This window comes from Enterobacter kobei (assembly GCF_001729765.1).
Lineage (GTDB): Bacteria > Pseudomonadota > Gammaproteobacteria > Enterobacterales > Enterobacteriaceae > Enterobacter > Enterobacter kobei.
Window position 1 is genome coordinate 751,647 of sequence record NZ_CP017181.1, and the last position, 18,149, is coordinate 769,795.

At 53.4% G+C, this 18,149-nt stretch carries 20 protein-coding genes; 8 read left to right on the top strand and 12 right to left on the bottom strand.

The features are described 5' to 3' along the window. Window positions 1-4 precede the first annotated feature (4 nt). From BFV64_RS03550 to BFV64_RS03560, 3 genes are all read right to left on the bottom strand, one after another. Window positions 5-454: a lysozyme gene (locus BFV64_RS03550; protein WP_023339018.1), complete on the bottom strand. Its 450-nt coding sequence runs from the start codon at window positions 452-454 to the stop codon at window positions 5-7. Further along, window positions 447-1,166, bottom strand: a complete 720-nt coding sequence (locus tag BFV64_RS03555; protein WP_069601703.1) for a DUF2589 domain-containing protein — start codon at window positions 1,164-1,166, stop codon at window positions 447-449. The genes BFV64_RS03550 and BFV64_RS03555 overlap by 8 nt, the downstream gene beginning before the upstream one ends. Before the next feature lie 79 nt (window positions 1,167-1,245). Then, complete coding sequence (locus BFV64_RS03560; protein ID WP_023332101.1) at window positions 1,246-1,917, bottom strand: DUF2589 domain-containing protein; 672 nt, start codon at window positions 1,915-1,917, stop codon at window positions 1,246-1,248. Window positions 1,918-2,408: 491 nt separating this feature from the next. Between BFV64_RS03560 and BFV64_RS03565 the strand changes: the two genes are divergently transcribed. Both BFV64_RS03565 and BFV64_RS03570 read left to right on the top strand, forming a co-directional pair. Further along, a protein-coding gene (locus BFV64_RS03565; protein ID WP_223216367.1) for an IS1 family transposase occupies window positions 2,409-3,106 on the top strand; the annotation gives its coding sequence in 2 pieces (ribosomal slippage) (window positions 2,409-2,658 and window positions 2,658-3,106; 699 coding nt in all). 134 nt (window positions 3,107-3,240) lie between these two features. Then, on the top strand, window positions 3,241-3,627 hold the full coding sequence (locus tag BFV64_RS03570; RefSeq protein ID WP_235611146.1) for a LuxR C-terminal-related transcriptional regulator: 387 nt from the start codon (window positions 3,241-3,243) through the stop codon (window positions 3,625-3,627). Between the two features lie 66 nt (window positions 3,628-3,693). Here BFV64_RS03570 and speD read toward each other — a convergent pair whose 3' ends face one another. From speD to BFV64_RS03585, 3 genes are all read right to left on the bottom strand, one after another. After that, complete coding sequence (speD, locus tag BFV64_RS03575; protein WP_014882580.1) at window positions 3,694-4,488, bottom strand: adenosylmethionine decarboxylase; 795 nt, start codon at window positions 4,486-4,488, stop codon at window positions 3,694-3,696. Continuing rightward, on the bottom strand, window positions 4,489-5,358 hold the full coding sequence (speE, locus tag BFV64_RS03580; RefSeq protein ID WP_014882581.1) for a polyamine aminopropyltransferase: 870 nt from the start codon (window positions 5,356-5,358) through the stop codon (window positions 4,489-4,491). A gap of 115 nt (window positions 5,359-5,473) precedes the next feature. Continuing rightward, entirely contained in the window at window positions 5,474-5,821 is a 348-nt protein-coding gene (locus BFV64_RS03585; RefSeq protein WP_014882582.1) for a YacC family pilotin-like protein, read from the bottom strand. Window positions 5,822-5,966: 145 nt separating this feature from the next. Here BFV64_RS03585 and cueO point away from each other — a divergent pair, with 145 nt between their 5' ends. Next, entirely contained in the window at window positions 5,967-7,526 is a 1,560-nt protein-coding gene (gene cueO / locus BFV64_RS03590) for a multicopper oxidase CueO (RefSeq protein WP_069601704.1), read from the top strand. Between the two features lie 133 nt (window positions 7,527-7,659). On the opposite strand, the gene BFV64_RS03595 is transcribed toward cueO, so the two are convergent. Next, entirely contained in the window at window positions 7,660-10,050 is a 2,391-nt protein-coding gene (locus BFV64_RS03595) for a glucose/quinate/shikimate family membrane-bound PQQ-dependent dehydrogenase (RefSeq protein WP_032637492.1), read from the bottom strand. Window positions 10,051-10,258: 208 nt separating this feature from the next. On the opposite strand from BFV64_RS03595, the gene hpt reads away from it, so the two are divergent. Continuing rightward, window positions 10,259-10,795, top strand: coding sequence for a hypoxanthine phosphoribosyltransferase (hpt, locus tag BFV64_RS03600; RefSeq protein WP_014882585.1), 537 nt, complete (start codon window positions 10,259-10,261; stop codon window positions 10,793-10,795). Between the two features lie 129 nt (window positions 10,796-10,924). On the opposite strand, the gene can is transcribed toward hpt, so the two are convergent. Then, a complete protein-coding gene (gene can, locus BFV64_RS03605) occupies window positions 10,925-11,587 on the bottom strand; it encodes a carbonate dehydratase (RefSeq protein ID WP_014882586.1) in 663 nt (220 codons plus the stop codon). 107 nt (window positions 11,588-11,694) lie between these two features. Between can and BFV64_RS03610 the strand changes: the two genes are divergently transcribed. The 4 genes from BFV64_RS03610 (at window position 11,695) to BFV64_RS03625 (ending at window position 15,244) form a co-directional block, all read left to right on the top strand. After that, window positions 11,695-12,621, top strand: coding sequence for an ABC transporter ATP-binding protein (locus BFV64_RS03610; RefSeq protein WP_023332105.1), 927 nt, complete (start codon window positions 11,695-11,697; stop codon window positions 12,619-12,621). Next, window positions 12,618-13,388: an ABC transporter permease gene (locus BFV64_RS03615; RefSeq protein ID WP_023332106.1), complete on the top strand. Its 771-nt coding sequence runs from the start codon at window positions 12,618-12,620 to the stop codon at window positions 13,386-13,388. Before BFV64_RS03610 ends, BFV64_RS03615 begins: the two co-directional genes overlap by 4 nt. A 104-nt stretch (window positions 13,389-13,492) precedes the next feature. Then, complete coding sequence (locus BFV64_RS03620) at window positions 13,493-13,933, top strand: PTS sugar transporter subunit IIA (RefSeq protein ID WP_014882589.1); 441 nt, start codon at window positions 13,493-13,495, stop codon at window positions 13,931-13,933. 63 nt (window positions 13,934-13,996) lie between these two features. Then, the gene (locus BFV64_RS03625; protein WP_014882590.1) at window positions 13,997-15,244 is read left to right on the top strand and encodes a polysaccharide deacetylase family protein; all 1,248 of its coding nucleotides are present in this window, start codon (window positions 13,997-13,999) and stop codon (window positions 15,242-15,244) included. Window positions 15,245-15,246: 2 nt separating this feature from the next. Here BFV64_RS03625 and BFV64_RS03630 read toward each other — a convergent pair whose 3' ends face one another. Genes BFV64_RS03630 through BFV64_RS03645 form a run of 4 tightly spaced genes read right to left on the bottom strand, consistent with a single transcriptional unit; the run spans window position 15,247 to window position 18,132 of the window. Then, entirely contained in the window at window positions 15,247-16,335 is a 1,089-nt protein-coding gene (locus BFV64_RS03630; protein WP_069601705.1) for a fimbrial protein, read from the bottom strand. A gap of 19 nt (window positions 16,336-16,354) precedes the next feature. Beyond that, window positions 16,355-16,957, bottom strand: coding sequence for a fimbrial-like protein (locus BFV64_RS03635; RefSeq protein ID WP_014882592.1), 603 nt, complete (start codon window positions 16,955-16,957; stop codon window positions 16,355-16,357). Between the two features lie 13 nt (window positions 16,958-16,970). Next, window positions 16,971-17,534 (bottom strand): fimbrial protein, encoded by a 564-nt coding sequence (locus BFV64_RS03640; protein ID WP_014882593.1) that lies wholly within the window; start codon window positions 17,532-17,534, stop codon window positions 16,971-16,973. Window positions 17,535-17,559: 25 nt separating this feature from the next. After that, the gene (locus tag BFV64_RS03645) at window positions 17,560-18,132 is read right to left on the bottom strand and encodes a fimbrial protein (protein ID WP_023332110.1); all 573 of its coding nucleotides are present in this window, start codon (window positions 18,130-18,132) and stop codon (window positions 17,560-17,562) included. Window positions 18,133-18,149 lie beyond the last annotated feature (17 nt).

Sequence of the window (18,149 nt, forward strand, 5' to 3'; positions counted from 1 at the left end):
TTGATCAGGATAAAAACAGGTTTTTTTCAGCGTTCCGACGTGCAGTCAGGCCCGCCAGAACCTGGCCACCGGCATGGTTCCATTTCAGAAATTCTTCAGCTGCGCCGTTGAAGTCTCCGCTGTTCACTTTGCGTAACAGGGTTGAACTCTTCAGATTGGCTGGCCCCAGATTAAAGGCGAAGCTCACCAGAGCATCGAACTGGTTCTGGGTGACTTCCACCGTCAGCATGTTGTTGACGTCATGCTCAAAACGCTGCAAGTCCTCACGTAGGATCTGCTCCGCGTCTTCAGCGGTGATGGTTCGCGTGCCGCCTGGTGGGATCGGGTTTTCGACATGGCCATAACCGATGGTTGGAATGCCGACGGCATCTTTGTAGGTGGTTAAACGCAGGCCTTCATACTGTTTGATAAGGGCAATGCCGCCATTGCCCGTTGTTTTCAAAGCATCACTCATGGTTTTTCTCCTTTACGGGGACGGGAGTCATACGGTGGATGAATTCATCAAGCAGTCGCAGCACCGCTTCTGGCGGCTCCTGAGCGACAAAATCAATTTCAATATCAATGTTTTGGGTGTCCGTTTTACCTTCATGGGGCTGGGGCGCCATGGTGACGAGGAAGTGGCCACGCTCTCCCTGTCCTGTTAGCGTGCTTATGGATTCGGTTGCATCACCGCGAACGGTCAGGCGCATCTTCATTCTCTCCATCGAGAGATTGCGCGGTGGTGCAAGCGTTACCAGCGGCACGTTCAAACGATGCTCATCATCCAGCTGAAGCTCGGCGTAGTCGGGTTTGTAGCTACCGTCTGGAGCCTGCTCAAACAACTGGGAGAGCACGGCGATGTACTGATGGGTCATATACTGGTTGGCACTGAAAGCCGCGTGCTGGAGCCCTTGTACCAGGGTATCTAAGCCCATAGCGTGGTTGCCCTTGTTGCCGGCAGGAGGCGGCGGCGTACCGTTATCGCCTCCACCGGCACCGCCGTTATTTCCCCCGTCATTGCCTCTGGTGTTGCCGTTTTCGCCGGAGGGAGCATGGGACGGCGTTATGTCCGGTGGATCTTCTGATGACAGCGTTGTCGGTTTATCCGCCGGGGTTTCGGGACTGGTTTCAGGCGTTACAGCGTCGGGCGATTTACGGCTGAACCAGAATCGACGTGAATCAGGCATGCTTTTTCTCCTTCAGGCAGGTGTCCGTAAGCCGGGCACCTGCCAGGGGTATTAAATGCGTTTGAATGTGTGGTGTGGGTTAACCGTTACCCCCTTGAGGCGGCGCGACCGGGGCAGGGGCCGGTGCTGGGGTAATCAGACCTGAACTGTTGGTGGCAGGCAGTGTGGCAGGCTGATCTTCTGCGCGTTGTGCCGGTTTGGTGGCAGCATTTGTCAGATAATCGACCACGCGGCTGAGCGCCTCCGGCATCGGCTGACGTTTTACAGAGGTGTGGATGGAGTATTTGGCTCGGGTATCGGTCGAGCGGGTCTGTTCTGACTTATGGCTAACACTCCCCTTCACGCTGACGGAGAATGGACCCCAGCCGATTTTGCCCTCAAGGGAGCCTTCCTGGCTGCTGCTTTCGTTGCTGGCTGCGCTCTGGTGGATCTCAAGCTCGAAGTCGATAGTCCCTTCTTCGATACAGATGATGGGATGCACGACTGCCGCGAGCAGAGGAATACGCATGACTTTGGTCTGTGTACCGGTCGTCACGCCTTTCTCATCGACGAGCGTTTCCTCATAATCAAACTGTACCGAAACGGCCTTGCCGTCCTTAATACAGACACTTAATAAGAAATCGGTATAACTTTTTGCTGCCTGGGTTTGGGCTTTAATCATTGCCTGTAGTGGCGCAGAAATCATACTGTCTAGCGGCAATGAACTAATAACTGAACCTATAAATCCGGCATCAACATTTGCATCTGGCATAATTCATTCCTCGATATTTTGGTGGTTGCAGAATATGTCTGCCCCTTAATCATGGATATCGATGAATAAAGCATCTATGAGCGTAAAGTTATGTTTTCAGAAATCATTCCGTCTGTATGGAATGGCCTGTATCGAAAGTTACATGGCGAAATGTGACGGGCTGTGCTTAATAAATTAAACCGGCATTACTCCTGCAATTGAAAATTTCATCTGGTGTTATTGCTTTTCATCGCACAGCAGCTCTCGCGTTGAGGTCTGTATGAGGTTTTTAAGTGCCGCTAACAAGATAACGATTATTTAAGTGGGACGACAATGAATATACTTATTTATGATGAATTGCCGCTGTTCATTCATGGCATCCGATGCCGTTGGGCTGAACTTGCGCCCGCACTACATATCACAGCAGCACATAGCGAAGATGAGGTCTGGAAAGGGTGGTAATGGTGCCAACTTACTGATTTAGTGTACGATGGTGTTTTTGAGGTGCTCCCGTGGCTTCCATCTCCATCAGTTGTCCCTCCTGCTCAGCTACTGAAGGCGTGGTGCGTAACGGTAAAAGTACTGCCGGACATCAGCGCTATCTCTGCTCTCACTGCCGTAAAACATGGCAGCTACAGTTCACTTACACCGCCTCTCAGCCCGGTACACACCAGAAAATCATTGATATGGCCATGAATGGTGTTGGATGCCGGGCAACCGCCCGCATTATGGGCGTTGGCCTCAACACGATTTTACGTCACTTAAAAAACTCAGGCCGCAGTCGGTAACCTCGCGCATACAGCCGGGCAGTGATGTGATTGTCTGCGCTGAAATGGACGAACAGTGGGGCTACGTCGGTGCTAAATCACGTCAGCGCTGGCTGTTTTACGCGTATGACAGGATACGGAGGACGGTTGTGGCGCACGTCTTCGGTGAACGCACTCTGGCCACACTGGAGCGTCTTCTGAGCCTGCTGTCGGCCTTTGAGGTCGTGGTATGGATGACGGATGGCTGGCCGCTGTATGAATCCCGCCTGAAGGGAAAGCTGCACGTAATCAGCAAGCGTTACACTCAGCGAATTGAGCGGCATAACCTGAATCTGAGACAACATCTGGCAAGGCTGGGACGGAAGTCACTGTCGTTCTCAAAATCGGTGGAGCTGCATGACAAGGTCATCGGGCATTATCTGAACATAAAACACTATCAGTAAGTTGGAGTCATTACCGGAAAGGGTTAATAAAAAACCGGGCTGATATTATTATTCTGGATGCTGATTACGAGATTGAGAAAAAAATAGCATTATTAACGCAGTTAACATCACAGGCGGATCATGTTTTCGTGTTGATGAACTTTTCACGGCTGGATAATGTAAACCCGATTTGTTTTTTGGAGAATGGTGCCGCCGGGATTTTGACAAAGAAAATGGAGTCGGAAGAGTTATTGCAGGCGATCGAATGGGTGCGGCAAGGGAGAATATATTTACCGGATAGTTGCCTGCGTGAGCATAAATTAATACGAATGCATAATTCCCCGCCCCCTTTGCGCACACTCTCACCCCGGCAGCGCGAGATCCTGCATCTTGTTGTGCAGGGACACAGTAATAAACAAATTTGTCGTGTGCTGGGGATTGCGGAAGGAACGGTTAAGAATCATCTCCATGCCTTGTTTCGTCAACTGGGTGTCAGAAATCGTACGGAAGCGGCGATGATACTGGCACAAACGCCGGTTTAAGAAACAAACAAAATAATAAAGAAGGAAAAATCATCGCTTTTCCTTCTTTATCCGTTTGCATGCGTGTTACACGGCAGGAATATTGCGGCCGTAGTAGATTTCCCGCATCTCTTTCCAGAGCAGGTCGGTAATGGCCTTGCGCTCGTCTTCGCTCAAATCTTCTGGTCGGGTGTGGAACATGTAGTGCTTAAGGTCAAACTCCTTAAGTAACATCTTGGTATGGAAGATGTTTTCCTGATACACGTTCACATCCATCATGTCATACAGCGACTTCATGTCGTCAGACATAAAGTTCTGGATGGAGTTGATCTCATGGTCGATGAAGTGCTTCATCCCGTTGATATCGCGGGTAAAGCCGCGCACGCGATAATCAATGGTCACGATGTCCGATTCCAGCTGGTGGATTAAATAGTTCAGCGCGTTTAGCGGGGAAATCACGCCACAGGTCGACACTTCTATGTCAGCCCGGAAAGTACACAGCCCACCTTCCGGGTGGCTCTCCGGATAGGTGTGCACGCAGATATGGCTTTTATCGAGGTGCGCGACGACCACTTCCGGCAGCGGGCCCGGATGCTCCGTTTTGTCGATAAGCTTCGGGTCGACCGGCTCTTCGCTGACCAGAATGGTCACGCTGGCACCCTGGGGTTCGTAATCCTGACGCGCGATGTTCAGGATGTTGGCGCCAATGATTGAACAGGTTTCTGTCAGGATCTCGGTCAGACGGTTGGCGTTGTAGAGTTCGTCGATATAGGCGATGTAACCATCGCGTTCTTCCGCTGTTTTGGCATAGCAGATATCGTAAATACAAAAACTCAGGCTTTTGGTCAGGTTGTTAAAGCCATGCAGTTTAAGCTTTTTCAATTAGCTCACCCCCTTAGTGGATAATGCGTCTTGCAGGTACTGCGGCAGCGCAAACGCGGCGGTATGAATTGCCGGATTGTAGTAGCGGCACGTGAGACCAGCCTGATGGAAGCGGGCCTGAATAATTTCAGTCGAGAGGTGGCGCAGCACGTCGTTATCCGTCGCCCAGGCAAAGGTCATGATCCCGCCGTAATAGGTAGGAATGGCCGCCTGATAGAAGCTGACGTCAGAAAAATAGGTGCTGAGCTTGCGATGGCTGTCGAGCGCTTCATCCTGCTGCAGGAAGCAGACGCCGTTTTGTGCGACAAAGATCCCGCCAGGGTTCAGGCAGCGCTTACAGCCTTCGTAGAACGAGGAGGTAAACAGCGATGCACCCGGGCCGATAGGGTCGGTGCAGTCGGAGATAATGACGTCAAAGGTCTGCGAGGTCTGGTTAACGAAGTTAACGCCGTCGTCAATCACCAGGTTAAACCGCGGATCGTCATAGCTACCGGCATTGTGGTTGGGCAGGTACTGACGGCAGAAAGAGACCACACCCGCGTCGATCTCGACCATCGTAATGGTTTCAATCGATTGATGACGGGACACTTCACGCAGCATTGCGCCGTCGCCACCGCCGATAATCAGAACGTGTTTCGCGTGCCCGTGCGCCAGCAGCGGAACGTGGGTCATCATCTCGTGATAGATAAACTCGTCACGCTCGGTCGTTTGTACTACGCCATCCAGTGCCATGACGCGGCCAAAAGCGGCATTCTCAAAGATGATGAGATCCTGGTGATCGGTTTTCTCATGATAGAGCACGTTATCAACGGCAAAATACTGACCAAACTGGTCATGCAGTGTTTCATGCCACAACGTGTGGTCGGCCATACGCGGACTACTCCTTTGTTAACATCCGTAACACTCATAAAAAATGAGCGAAACATGATAGCTAACTATAACCATGGTTGCACGGTTATAGGGTGAACAGGGGGCGTCGGGAAGATTATTTCACGTAGGCGAGCAGGCTGAGTGAATCGCGAGCCAGCGCTTTGCATTTTTTAGCCGTGGGAATGCCAATACCGCTCAAGTCACGGTAACTGTCTTCACCGAGCGCCTTCATGTCAAAGCTGTCGTAGTTGCTGAGATCCCATTGGTTCTGCTGGGCGAAAAAGACCAGCGCACGGCGAATTTGCCCGTTGGGTAAATTTTGGTAGCCACAATCATTTTTCAGGAATACAAAAACCGCCGTCAGGTCGGCCATATCTTCCGCTTCATTTTCACTGAGCGCATAGCTGTTCGCACACATTGCCATCAGGCTACCGAACAAAATTGTCCTGAAAAACGTCTTCATTGCTTCTACCACTTCTTCACGGAAAATTAACGTTAGCATACTTGATGCCAGTGCGACGATCTTTATTATTGCCGCCCGACTTGACCTTCCGGTAAGGGGAGGGTTTATGCTCAAAAGATCGCCTGCTGGAAATAAGGAAATGAACATGCAACGTCGTGATTTTTTAAAATATTCTGTTGCGCTGGGGGCTGCCAGCGCACTACCACTCTGGAGCCGCGCCGTTTTCGCGGCTGAAAGACCTGCCTTACCCATCCCTGATTTACTGACCGCTGACGCCCGTAGCCGTATCCAGCTCGTTGTTCAGTCCGGTCAAACGTCCTTTGGCGGGCACAACGCCACGACGTGGGGCTATAACGGCAATTTGCTCGGTCCGGCGCTTCAGCTACGTAAAGGGAAAGCGGTGACGGTGGATATCCACAACACGCTCGCAGAAGAGACGACGCTCCACTGGCACGGGCTGGAAGTGCCGGGTGAAGTCGACGGTGGACCACAGGGCATTATCAAGGCCGGTGGTAAACGTAGCGTGACTTTTACGCCCGAGCAGCGTGCGGCGACCTGCTGGTTCCATCCGCATCAGCATGGCAAAACCGGCCATCAGGTGGCGATGGGGCTGGCCGGGCTGGTGCTGATTGAAGACGATGAAAGCCGCCTGCTGCGTCTGCCGAAACAGTGGGGCATCGATGATGTGCCGGTGATTGTGCAGGACAAAAAATTCACCGCAGACGGGCAGATTGACTACCAGCTGGACGTCATGAGCGCGGCGGTCGGCTGGTTCGGGGATACGCTGCTGACCAACGGTGCGATTTACCCTCAGCACGCCGCGCCAAAAGGCTGGCTGCGTTTACGTCTGCTTAACGGCTGTAACGCGCGTTCCCTTAATTTTGCGACCAGTGATAAACGCCCTTTGTACGTGGTCGCCAGCGACGGGGGGCTTCTGCCCGAGCCAGTTAAAGTGGATGCGCTGCCGATGCTCATGGGGGAGCGCTTTGAGGTGCTGGTGGATATCAGCGACGGCAAGGCGTTTGACCTGGTGACCCTCCCGGTCAGCCAGATGGGGATGGCGGTTGCGCCATTTGATAAGCCGCATCCAGTGTTACGCATTCAGCCGTTACTGGTTACCGCGTCGGGCACGCTGCCGGATACGTTAACCACGCTGCCTGCACTCCCGTCGCTTGACGGGCTCACGCAACGCAAGCTTCAGCTCTCCATGGACCCGATGCTCGACATGATGGGCATGCAGGCGCTGATGAAGAAGTATGGCAATCAGGCAATGGCGGGAATGCATCACGGTCAGATGATGGGCCATATGAATATGGACCACGGCAAAATGGGCGGCATGGATCATGGCGGTCATGGCTTTGATTTCCACAACGCCAATAAGATCAACGGTAAAGCGTTTGATATGAACGCGCCGATGTTTGCCGCTACAAAAGGGCAGTTTGAGCGCTGGGTGATTTCAGGCGAAGGCGACATGATGCTGCACCCGTTCCACATCCACGGCACGCAGTTCCGCATTCTTTCTGAGAACGGCAACGCGCCGGATGCGCATCGCGCAGGCTGGAAGGACACCGTGAGAGTGGAGGGCGGCGTGAGCGAGGTGCTGGTGAAGTTTGACCACGACGCGCCGAAGGAGTTTGCCTACATGGCGCATTGCCATCTGCTGGAGCATGAAGATACGGGGATGATGCTCGGTTTTACCGTATAAAAAAAGCCGGGTGGCGGCTTCGCCTTACCCGGCCTACTTTTCGCTGGTGCGGCCTGATGCCCTCACCCTGACCCTCTCCCACGGGGAGAGGGAACAGACACTAAAAACGGCAACTTTCGTTGCCGTTTTGCTTTTACCTTGCGTCGTCAGGCAGCGCATACGCGACGATATAGTCGCCCATCTTCGTGCCAAACGAACCGTGACCACCCGCAGAGATGACAACGTACTGCTTGCCATTCACTTCATAGGTCATCGGCGTTGCCTGTCCACCCGCAGGCAGACGGCCTTGCCACAGTTTCTCACCGTTGGTCATGTTGTACGCGCGCAGGTAGTTATCTGCGGTTGCCGCGATGAACAGTACGTTACCGGCGGTAGAGATTGGGCCACCCAGCATTGGCATACCCATATTGAACGGCACCGGAACCGGCATCGGGAACGGCATGCTGTCCTGTGGCGTACCAATACGTTTTTTCCACACAATCTGGTTGGTTTTCAGATCCAGACCGGAGATGTAACCCCAGGCAGGCTGTTTACACGGCAGACCAAACGGTGACAGGAACGGGTTCAGGGTCACGCCATACGGTACGCCGTACTGCGGCTGGATACCGGCTTCGGTACCGCTGCCTTTCGCATCTTTCGGCTGCTCCATTGGGTTGCCCGGACCGCGTGGGATCAGGCGGGAAACGAACGGCAGCGCCATTGGGTTGGCGATAGCAACCTGACGGTTCGGGTCGACGGAAATACCGCCCCATTCGAACATCCCCAGGTTACCCGGGAAGACCAGCGTGCCCTGCTCAGAAGGTGGTGTGAAGATGCCTTCATAGCGCAGCTGATGGAACATCACGCGGCATACCAGCTGGTCAAACATGGTGGCACCCCACATGTCTGCCCCGCTCAGGTCTTTCTTCGGACGGAAGCTCAGGTCAGAGAACGGCTGCGTTTTAGAGACGTAGTCGCCTTTCGCCGCGCCCTGCGGAACCGGTTTTTCCGGCGCAGGCACAACCAGCTTGCCGTTGCTGCGATCCAGCACGAAGATGTTGCCGGTTTTCGCCGGGGCGTAAATCACCGGCACGGTTTTGCCGTTAACGGTAATGTCGGCCAGCGTCGGCTGGGACGGCATATCCATATCCCACAGATCGTGGTGAACGGTCTGGTAGCTCCATGCCAGCTTACCGGTGGTCGCGTTCAGCGCCACGATGGCGCTCGCATAGCGCTCCTGCTCCGGCGTACGGTTACCGCCCCAGATATCTGGCGTGGTCACCCCCATCGGCAGGTACACCAGGTCCAGCTTCGCGTCATACGCGGCAGGCGCCCAGGAGTTTGGCGAGTTGAAGGTAAACGTGTGTTCGTCTGACGGAATCGCGTTAGGATCTTTCGCGCCCGGGTCGAAGGCCCACAGCAGTTTACCGGTATTCACGTCGAAGCCGCGGATCACGCCCGAGGTTTCACGCGTGGAGAAGTTATCCGTCACCGAACCGGCAATCACGATGGTTTTATCGGTGATGATTGGCGGAGAAGTCGGTTCATACAGACCCGGCGTGGTGTCCGGCATGTTGGTCTGCAGATTCAGGATACCTTTGTTGGCGAAGGTTTCGCACAGCTTGCCGGTTTCTGCGTTGATGGCAAACAGACGGCCATCGTTCACAGGCAGCATAATGCGGCGAGGACAGTCGGCAACCACTTCCGGGCTCGCATTATCCGCACGCGCTTCGTGGTAAGAGACGCCACGGCAGGTCACGTGCTGGAATGACGGGTTGGAATTCAGCTGTGGATCGAAGTGCCATTTCTCTTTACCGGTGGCCGCGTCGAGCGCGAACAAACGCTGGTGCGCCGTACACAGATAAAGCATGTTGCCGACTTTAATTGGCGTCACTTCGTTGGTCAGTTCGCCCGGATCGTTCGGCATCTTCAGGTCGCCGGTACGGAATACCCAGGCTTCTTTCAGGTTTTTAACGTTGTCCGCGTTGATCTGCTTAAGCGGGGAGTAACGCTGACCTTCCTGGTTACGGCCATAGGCCGGCCAGTCACCGTCAGCAACCTGCGAGATAGCCGCCGCAGGGGTAGACTCCGCATTCAGCGTCCCGTTGATCTCCTGTGGATCGTTAAAACCGGCCCAGGTGAGCATACCGCCGCTGATGAGCAACGCCACCAGCAGTGCCGCCACGGCACCGCGGGAAGGCACAATCAGGCGACGCCAGACGAACGGCAGGATCAGCCAGATACCGAAGAAGACCAGGATGTCGCTGCGCGGCGTCAGTGCCCAGAAGTCGAAGCCGACTTCCCAGACGCCCCAGATCATGGTTGCGAGGAGTAAAACTGCATACAGCCACAGTGCAGATTGTTTTCTACGCCAGAGCAGGACGGTTACGCCAAGCATAACCAGGCCCGCGATTGGGTAGTACCAGGAGCCGCCGATCGCGACCAGCCAGACGCCACCGATTAACAGGTACAGGCCGCAGAAGGCGGCGAATAACGCTGTTAGTGTCACCAGTAGACGCGGCTGTTTAGAGTGTGTTTCAGCCATAGAAAGTGTACTCGTCAGTTTTTGTTAATAATTTGCTAGCAACTAATTATAGGTATTAACAAGTGTGATCGGAATCACAATATTTGCTTTTTATAACTCATACGCCAGGCTTATCCATTTGCTGATATAATGGCTGGCTTGCGTATCAATGCCTGAAGTGAGTTCATCTGCATTGAGAGATTTTCATTAAAATCATATTGTTAGTAATATGAAACATACTGTTGAAGTGATGATCCCGGAAGCCGAGATCAAAGCGCGTATCGCCGAACTGGGTCGTCAAATCACCGAACATTACAAGGACAGCGGCAGCGAAATGGTGCTGGTTGGTCTGTTGCGTGGCTCTTTCATGTTCATGGCGGACCTGTGCCGTGAAGTGCAGGTGCCTCACGAGGTCGATTTTATGACCGCCTCCAGCTACGGCAGCGGCATGTCCACAACCCGTGATGTGAAAATCCTGAAAGATCTGGATGAAGATATTCGTGGCAAAGACGTGTTGATCGTGGAGGATATTATCGACTCCGGTAACACGCTCTCTAAAGTGCGCGAGATCCTGAGCCTGCGCGAGCCGAAATCACTGGCAATTTGTACGCTGCTGGATAAACCTGACCGTCGCGAAGTGCAGGTCCCGGTAGAGTTTGTCGGTTTCTCCATTCCGGACGAATTCGTGGTGGGTTACGGCATCGACTACGCACAGCGTTATCGTCATCTGCCGTATGTGGGAAAAGTGGTATTACTGGACGAGTAAACGAGTTGGGTGCGGCCTGATGCCCTCACCCCGGCCCTCTCCCACAGGGAGAGGGAGCAAACCCAAAAAACGGCAACCTGGTTGCCGTTTTGCTTTTACCTCGGCGCCACCCGGCTTTTTAACGTGCACTTATTTGTGGTTCACATGCTTAAGCTTGAGGTTGGCAATCCCTGAGCGGTAACGCTGTTCCAGCGTTTCGCGGTTGGTGGCGGTGACTTCCAGATTGCGCAGCAGACCATCGTGAATACCGTACGCCCAGCCGTGGATAGAGACCTTCTGCCCGCGTTTCCATGCTGACTGCATGATGGTCGAATGCCCAAGGTTATACACCTGCTCCATCACGTTGAGTTCGCACAGAGTGTCCATGCGACGCTCCTGCGGCATTTCGCCCAGCAGTGAGCTATGTTTGAACCAGATATCGCGGATGTGCAGCAGCCAGTTATCAATCAATCCCAGTTCCGGGTTTTCAACCGCCGCCTGCACGCCGCCGCAGCCGTAGTGGCCACAAATAATGATGTGCTCGACTTCCAGAACGTCAACGGCATACTGAACCACAGACAGGCAGTTGAGATCGGTGTGAATCACCAGGTTGGCGACATTACGGTGAACAAACAGTTCTCCTGGCTCAAGGCCAGTCAGACGTTCCGCCGGCACGCGGCTGTCGGAACAGCCAATCCAGAGAAAGCGCGGGTTCTGGGCTTGTGCGAGTTTTCCAAAAAATCCGGGGTCTTCCTCCACCAGCATTTTTGACCATAGTGCATTGTTGCTAATGAGTGTATCTATGTCGTTCATGGAGGTTAGCGACCTGTAACCAAGTAATTGCGTTGCGCTACTATAGGGTAACCCGACTTTTAATGAAACCACACAACGTGTGTAAGAACTGAAGGTAAGTTAAATTCATGGCAATTGCACTGGAGCTTGAGCAGCTTAAAAAAACCTATTCGGGTGGCGTTCAGGCGCTACGCGGGATAGATCTTAAAGTAGAGGCCGGGGATTTTTACGCGCTTCTGGGGCCGAATGGGGCAGGGAAATCTACCACCATCGGGATCATCAGCTCGCTGGTGAACAAAACCTCCGGCCGCGTTAGCGTGTTCGGATACGATCTGCAAAAAGATGTGGTTAACGCCAAACGCCAGCTGGGGCTGGTACCGCAGGAGTTCAACTTCAACCCGTTCGAGACGGTGCAGCAGATCGTCGTTAACCAGGCGGGTTATTACGGCGTTGAGCGTAAAGAGGCGCTGGAGCGCAGCGAAAAGTACCTGAAGCAGCTCGATCTGTGGGAAAAACGTAACGAACGTGCGCGGATGTTGTCCGGCGGGATGAAACGTCGCCTGATGATTGCCCGTGCGCTGATGCATGAGCCAAAACTGCTGATCCTCGATGAACCGACCGCGGGTGTGGATATCGAACTACGCCGCTCGATGTGGGGCTTCCTGAAGGATCTGAACGATAAAGGCACCACCATTATTCTGACTACCCACTATCTGGAAGAGGCTGAAATGCTGTGCCGCAACATCGGCATCATTCAGCACGGCGAGCTGGTGGAAAACACTTCGATGAAAAACCTGCTTTCCAAGCTGAAATCAGAAACCTTTATCCTCGACCTGGCGGCAAAAAGCCCGCTGCCGAAGCTGGAAGGGTACCAGTATCGTCTGGTGGATACCTCGACGCTGGAAGTGGAAGTGCTGCGCGAGCAGGGGATCAACAGCGTGTTCTCTCAGCTGAGCGCGCAGGGGATTCAGGTTTTAAGTATGCGTAACAAAGCGAACCGACTGGAAGAGCTGTTTGTCTCTCTGGTGCAGGATAAACAAGGAGACAAGGCATGACGCATCTTTATTGGGTCGCGCTGAAAAGCATCTGGGCGAAAGAGATTAACCGCTTTATGCGTATCTGGGTGCAAACCCTGGTGCCACCGGTGATCACCATGACGCTCTATTTCATCATCTTCGGTAATCTGATTGGTTCCCGGATTGGTGAGATGCACGGTTTTACCTATATGCAATTTATCGTGCCGGGTCTGATCATGATGGCGGTGATCACCAACGCCTACGCGAATGTGGCGTCGTCGTTCTTTAGCGCCAAATTCCAGCGCAATATTGAAGAGCTGCTGGTGGCACCCGTGCCGACGCACGTGATTATCGCCGGGTACGTGGGCGGCGGCGTGGCGCGCGGTCTGTGCGTGGGGATCCTGGTGACGGCGATTTCGCTGTTCTTCGTCCCGTTCCAGGTCCACTCCTGGCTATTTGTCGCGCTGACGCTGCTTCTGACGGCAATCCTGTTCTCGCTGGCCGGTCTGCTGAACGCGGTATTCGCCAAAACGTTTGACGACATCAGCCTGATCCCGACCTTCGTGCTGACGCCGCTCACCTACCTCGGCGGGGTCTTCTACTCCCTGACGCTGCTGCCGCCCTTCTGGCAGGCGCTGTCGCACCTGAACCCGATCGTTTACATGATCAGCGGCTTCCGCTTTGGCTTCCTCGGTATTACCGATGTACCGCTGTTTACGACGGTGGCGGTGCTGGGGGTATTCATTGTCGCGTTCTACCTGCTGTGCTGGTATCTGATTCAGCGCGGTCGCGGTCTTCGCAGCTAACCTTTTGCCCGGCGACGTTCTGTTTGCCGGGCGCTTTCTTTGATAGTTATCACCGTAAGCTAACCTTCACTCCGCTAAACTACTTGCCTGCTAAGGAGAGAGTTATGCTGGGATGGGTTATCACCTGCCACGATGAACAGGCGCAGGAAATGCTGGACAAGCTTGAGGCCAGATTGGGTCCGCTGGTGCAATGCCGGGCGGTTAACTACTGGCGTGGGTTAAGCACCAACATGCTCAGCCGGATGATGTGCGATGCGCTGCATGAAACAGACACCGGTGATGGGGTAATTTTTCTGACGGATAAATCAGGCGCTGCACCTTATCGGGCCGCCGCGTTGCTGAGCCACAAGCACGATAATTGTGAAGTGATCTCCGGTATCAGTCTGCCTTTACTCGAAGCCATGTATCCCCTTCGCGCCTCATTAAGCAGCGCGGAGTTTCGTCACGCCATTGTGGGGGAGGGCATGCCTGGGGTGAGCAGCTTGTGGCACCAGCAGCAGAAGAACCCGCCTTTCGTTCTGCTTCACGATCTGTATAAACATTAAACATTGGTATTGATGTCGCTTTTGCTACAATGGCGACTGATTTTCCGTGTCGATTTATATCCTATGTTCATGCGCGTTATCTTTATCCTTTTGCTGCTGGTGTCCGGTGGGGCGTCTGCCAGCCTGGTGAGTCAGCAAGGGCTCCCTGCTCACTATATGCAAACCACTGAGGATGCAGCCATCTGGGCCCAGGTGGGTAACGACGTGGTTAACGTGGGCAATGTGCGCGCCGGGCAGATCCTCGCGGTCTTTCCCGCCGCGGCGGATTATTATGAATTTCGCTTCGGGTTCGGCACGGGGTTTATTGATAAAGCGCACCTTGAAAACGTGCAGGGCAAGCAGCGTGTAGAGGACAGTCTGGGCGATCTGAATAAGCCGCTCAGTAACCAAAACCTCATCACCTGGAAAGATACGCCCGTCTATAACGCGCCCAGTAGCGGAAGTGCGCCCTTTGGCACCCTTAGCGCCAACCTGCGTTACCCCATTCTGAATAAGCTCAAAGACCGTCTGAATCAGACGTGGTATCAAATCCGCATTGGCAATCGCCTGGCGTGGATCAGCAGCCTGGATGCGCAGGAAGATAACGGCATCCCGGTTCTCACCTACCACCATATTCTGCGCGACGAAGAAAACACCCGTTTTCGCCATACCTCCACGACCACCAGCGTACGTGCGTTCAGCAACCAGATGACCTGGCTTCGCGATCAGGGATACGCGACGCTGACGATGTACCAGCTGGAAGGCTACGTGCGTAACAAGATGAACCTGCCCGCGAAGGCGGTGGTGATTACGTTTGACGATGGGCTGAAGTCGGTGAGCCGTTACGCTTACCCGGTTCTGAAAGAATATGGCTTCAACGCGACGGCGTTTATCATTTCGTCACGCATCAAAGGTCATCCGCAGAAGTGGGACCCAAAATCGCTGCAGTTTATGAGCGTTCAGGAAATTAAGGGCATACAGGACGTGTTCGACATTCAGTCTCACACTCACTTCCTGCATCGCGTGGATGGGTATAAACACCCGATTTTATTGAGCCGCAGCTATCACGTGATCCTGTTCGATTTTGAACGTTCCCGCCGTGCGCTTTCGCAGTTCAACCCGCGCGTGCTGTATCTTTCTTACCCGTTTGGCGGCTATGACAATAAAGCGATCAAGGCAGCGAACGACGCCGGTTTTCATCTGGCGGTAACGACGGTGAAAGGGAAGGTCAAGCCGGGGGATAATCCGTTCTTACTGAAACGCCTCTATATCTTAAGAACGGATTCGCTGGAGACGATGTCGCGGCTGATCAGCAATCAGCCGCAGGGGTAGGATTAATCGTAGGAGATGGTGAACACGCCGGAGGCGCTAAACGCGCCGGGGGTGATCATGCTGCCATCTGCGATCAGTTGGGCCACGAAGTTTATCTGCGTCGACGTGGGGACGCCTGTTTCCGTCATAACATATGACGAGTTCGCATCATTGGGAATAAGCTGCGAGTTCCCGTTGTTATACAAGATCTTCACGCCCGCACCTTGCGCCCCTGTTGAAAGCGTATTGCCGAGAAGATCATGGTCTATACCCGTCAGTTTGGTTGTCGTGAGCTTAGTGGTATATCGTGCAACGCTGGTGCAGTTGTTGAAATTTATGCTAAAAGGCACGTCTTTGACGCGCTTGTATCTGATGTCGGAAACAAAATAATCTCCCAGATCCACCGTGTGCGTGCCGTTACCCAGCATAACGATATCACAGGTAGGCAATACGACGGGGATCTGGAATGAGTTCTCATCTATTGTAAATGTCCAGGGCTGGTTATTGCTGTCCGCGGGATCGCCTATCGACATTTTCCCCAGGGTACCCGCTCTCGGTTTTATAACGGTTTCCCTGTTTGGGTTACCCTGGTAGTCATAACCGACGTAGAGAAATATGTACGTATTAAGCCACTTACCGTCCAGCGGTGTATTTGGCCCCCATGCTGCTGTCGTATACCAGCCGGTAGTATTCGTTCCAAAAAGGCCGCCGATTCCGGTGTCGGACGTTTTAACCTTCACGCTGTAATAGATGCCGGGGATATTGGTCGCAAACATGCCCTCATTGTACTTGCTGCCTGCCAGCAGCTCAGGGTTGGTTTGCGCCATCAGATTGTAGCCGTCATTCCCCTTAACCGGACTACAATTTATCTGGATGCCCGGCGTCAGGTTAACGGTAAAGATTTCATTGATATACGCCCCCTGATCGGGTAAGCGAATTGTTGCCCCCGAGTATTCAGAGTTGACCAGTTTTGTTGTACCGCCATAGCCATCACCCATTCGGCATTCTCCCGCCCAACCTGACTGGCAAAAAGAGAAAAGCAGGCCGGTTAAAGCAACCTTCGCAGCACCGTTAATAAGGGGGCTGTGTGTGAATTCTTTGAACATTCTCATCCATTTCCTGTTCTGGTTATTATTCATAAGTGACGTCAACGCGTATTTTGCTGGTCACCGTCCCGCCAGTAACAACGCCTGTGTTTTGATATCTGACGTAGAATTCATAATCCGTTATATATGCAGAACCCTCACCACTCACGTCGTAAACGACTTTTGACGTTCCGTCGTTATTTAATACGTTGGCTTTATTTTTTCCGGAAAAAATCACCACGCCGACGTTTCTCGCCGTTCCTGCAGCAGTATCATCGCTTTTAAATACCTGGTTTTGTCCCGGCCAGAATCCTGATTGAGGAGAGAAGCTGAAATTCAGCTTTGCAGGGTTGCCGCTTTCACCATAGCAGTCATCGACATGAATCTTAAAAGGTGTGCCGCCTGCATCATCTCCAGGAACATAGCGATCGCTACCATCAGCGTTATAAAACCAACTACGTATAACCGTGGGGAGATAGATTTCTCCTCCATTATCAACGGTTACCTTACAACTGCTATTAACAATGTTGGCGGTAATGTTCGTATCCAGGCCTGAATTTGCCCGGCCTACGTCAGGTAAAAGCCCACCAGCCAGGCCGACAAGCAACACAAGACCGGGCTGGCGAAAGAGAATCGGTAATTGTTGCATGACAATTCCTGTATTACTGATAGGTTACGGTGAAGGTCACAGGCGCAGTTACCGAGCCTGTACCCACATCAGCGATGGTCTTATCCTTCGCGATCACGATACGGGAGTTCATCGGGAACTCACCCACGCCGCTGGTGATGGTAACCGCCTGCGCTGCGGGTGGTGTTTTACAGTTCAGTTGAAGGCCGGAATCCACCGCGCCAGACCAGAGCTCAAAGGCGGTGTTCTGGCCGGCGGCATAAGCGTCACCGTCCAGGTTATTACCTGAGCATGAGCCGCCTGTACCGGACGCCGCAGACACCATGGCTTTTTTCACGCCAGCGCAGCCCGTGAATGAGATTTTCAGCGGTTCTACGCGACTTTTGTTTTCCAGATCAGCTTTATAGACATCACCAAAGTTCACCTCAGTGGCATCCGCGCCCGCGCTGTTGGTCACTTTCGCCGTACAGGTGCCAGCGGTGATGGTTGACTGGACGGTTAGCTTGGCGCTGGGGGTGCCTGTAATCGCTGCATTTGCCGTGCCGGTAGCGAAAAGGGCAGCAACGGACAGGGCGAGTAAAGTTGAGTTAAATTTCATTTGAGTGCTCCGTTATCTGCACAAATCATTCGTAGCTGAATTCAAACGTCACTATGGCTTCGAAATCGCCTGTGGTCATTTTGCCGGTTTGGGTTTCTTTCAGAGTCGCCACCAGGGGGATTTCCTTGCTGGTGATTTCCGCCGCGGACCAGACCAGACGCTGAGCATCGTTGGTCGAGTTAATGGTGAACGGTGCGTCCGGGGCGGATGCACGGGCAATGGTGACGGCCGCATAATCTGCACCGCCGCTGGCGGTCGTTTTCGAGTTACTTACACCCGTTAACAGATCGGTGTTCTGCGTACCCTTCACCGTGGTTTTCAGGTCGCTCAGCGAGGACGGACATTCAACGATGGCCAGCTTGAATTCAGCTGTCGCTGTACCGGCCTGCACCTGGTCGAGACGGATTTTGCCCTGTGAGTCTCCGATTTTAAGCGTCTGCTCGGTATTGGAACCTGAGCCGCCAACCAGCTTCATATCACAGGTCGTTTCACGAAGGTTGGCGGTAAAGTTAACCGTAAGATCGGTACTGTGTGCCGTCCCTGAAAGCGTCAGCGCTGTCATGACAATGACAGACAGGCTGAGAAGCATCTTTTTCATATGATTTCTCTTAATTT

Bases quoted from the DNA above. Each gene is read 5' to 3' on its own strand.
- BFV64_RS03635 (WP_014882592.1), bottom strand. From the start codon at position 16,957: ATGCAACAATTACCGATTCTCTTTCGCCAGCCCGGTCTTGTGTTGCTT.
- BFV64_RS03595 (WP_032637492.1), bottom strand. From the start codon at position 10,050: ATGGCTGAAACACACTCTAAACAGCCGCGTCTACTGGTGACACTAACA.
- can (WP_014882586.1), bottom strand. From the start codon at position 11,587: ATGAACGACATAGATACACTCATTAGCAACAATGCACTATGGTCAAAA.
- hpt (WP_014882585.1), top strand. From the start codon at position 10,259: ATGAAACATACTGTTGAAGTGATGATCCCGGAAGCCGAGATCAAAGCG.
- BFV64_RS03620 (WP_014882589.1), top strand. From the start codon at position 13,493: ATGCTGGGATGGGTTATCACCTGCCACGATGAACAGGCGCAGGAAATG.
- BFV64_RS03640 (WP_014882593.1), bottom strand. From the start codon at position 17,534: ATGAAATTTAACTCAACTTTACTCGCCCTGTCCGTTGCTGCCCTTTTC.
- speE (WP_014882581.1), bottom strand. From the start codon at position 5,358: ATGGCCGACCACACGTTGTGGCATGAAACACTGCATGACCAGTTTGGT.
- cueO (WP_069601704.1), top strand. From the start codon at position 5,967: ATGCAACGTCGTGATTTTTTAAAATATTCTGTTGCGCTGGGGGCTGCC.
- BFV64_RS03560 (WP_023332101.1), bottom strand. From the start codon at position 1,917: ATGCCAGATGCAAATGTTGATGCCGGATTTATAGGTTCAGTTATTAGT.
- BFV64_RS03645 (WP_023332110.1), bottom strand. From the start codon at position 18,132: ATGAAAAAGATGCTTCTCAGCCTGTCTGTCATTGTCATGACAGCGCTG.
- BFV64_RS03550 (WP_023339018.1), bottom strand. From the start codon at position 454: ATGAGTGATGCTTTGAAAACAACGGGCAATGGCGGCATTGCCCTTATC.
- BFV64_RS03585 (WP_014882582.1), bottom strand. From the start codon at position 5,821: ATGAAGACGTTTTTCAGGACAATTTTGTTCGGTAGCCTGATGGCAATG.
- BFV64_RS03615 (WP_023332106.1), top strand. From the start codon at position 12,618: ATGACGCATCTTTATTGGGTCGCGCTGAAAAGCATCTGGGCGAAAGAG.
- BFV64_RS03630 (WP_069601705.1), bottom strand. From the start codon at position 16,335: ATGAGAATGTTCAAAGAATTCACACACAGCCCCCTTATTAACGGTGCT.
- BFV64_RS03610 (WP_023332105.1), top strand. From the start codon at position 11,695: ATGGCAATTGCACTGGAGCTTGAGCAGCTTAAAAAAACCTATTCGGGT.
- BFV64_RS03570 (WP_235611146.1), top strand. From the start codon at position 3,241: ATGAACTTTTCACGGCTGGATAATGTAAACCCGATTTGTTTTTTGGAG.
- BFV64_RS03555 (WP_069601703.1), bottom strand. From the start codon at position 1,166: ATGCCTGATTCACGTCGATTCTGGTTCAGCCGTAAATCGCCCGACGCT.
- BFV64_RS03625 (WP_014882590.1), top strand. From the start codon at position 13,997: ATGTTCATGCGCGTTATCTTTATCCTTTTGCTGCTGGTGTCCGGTGGG.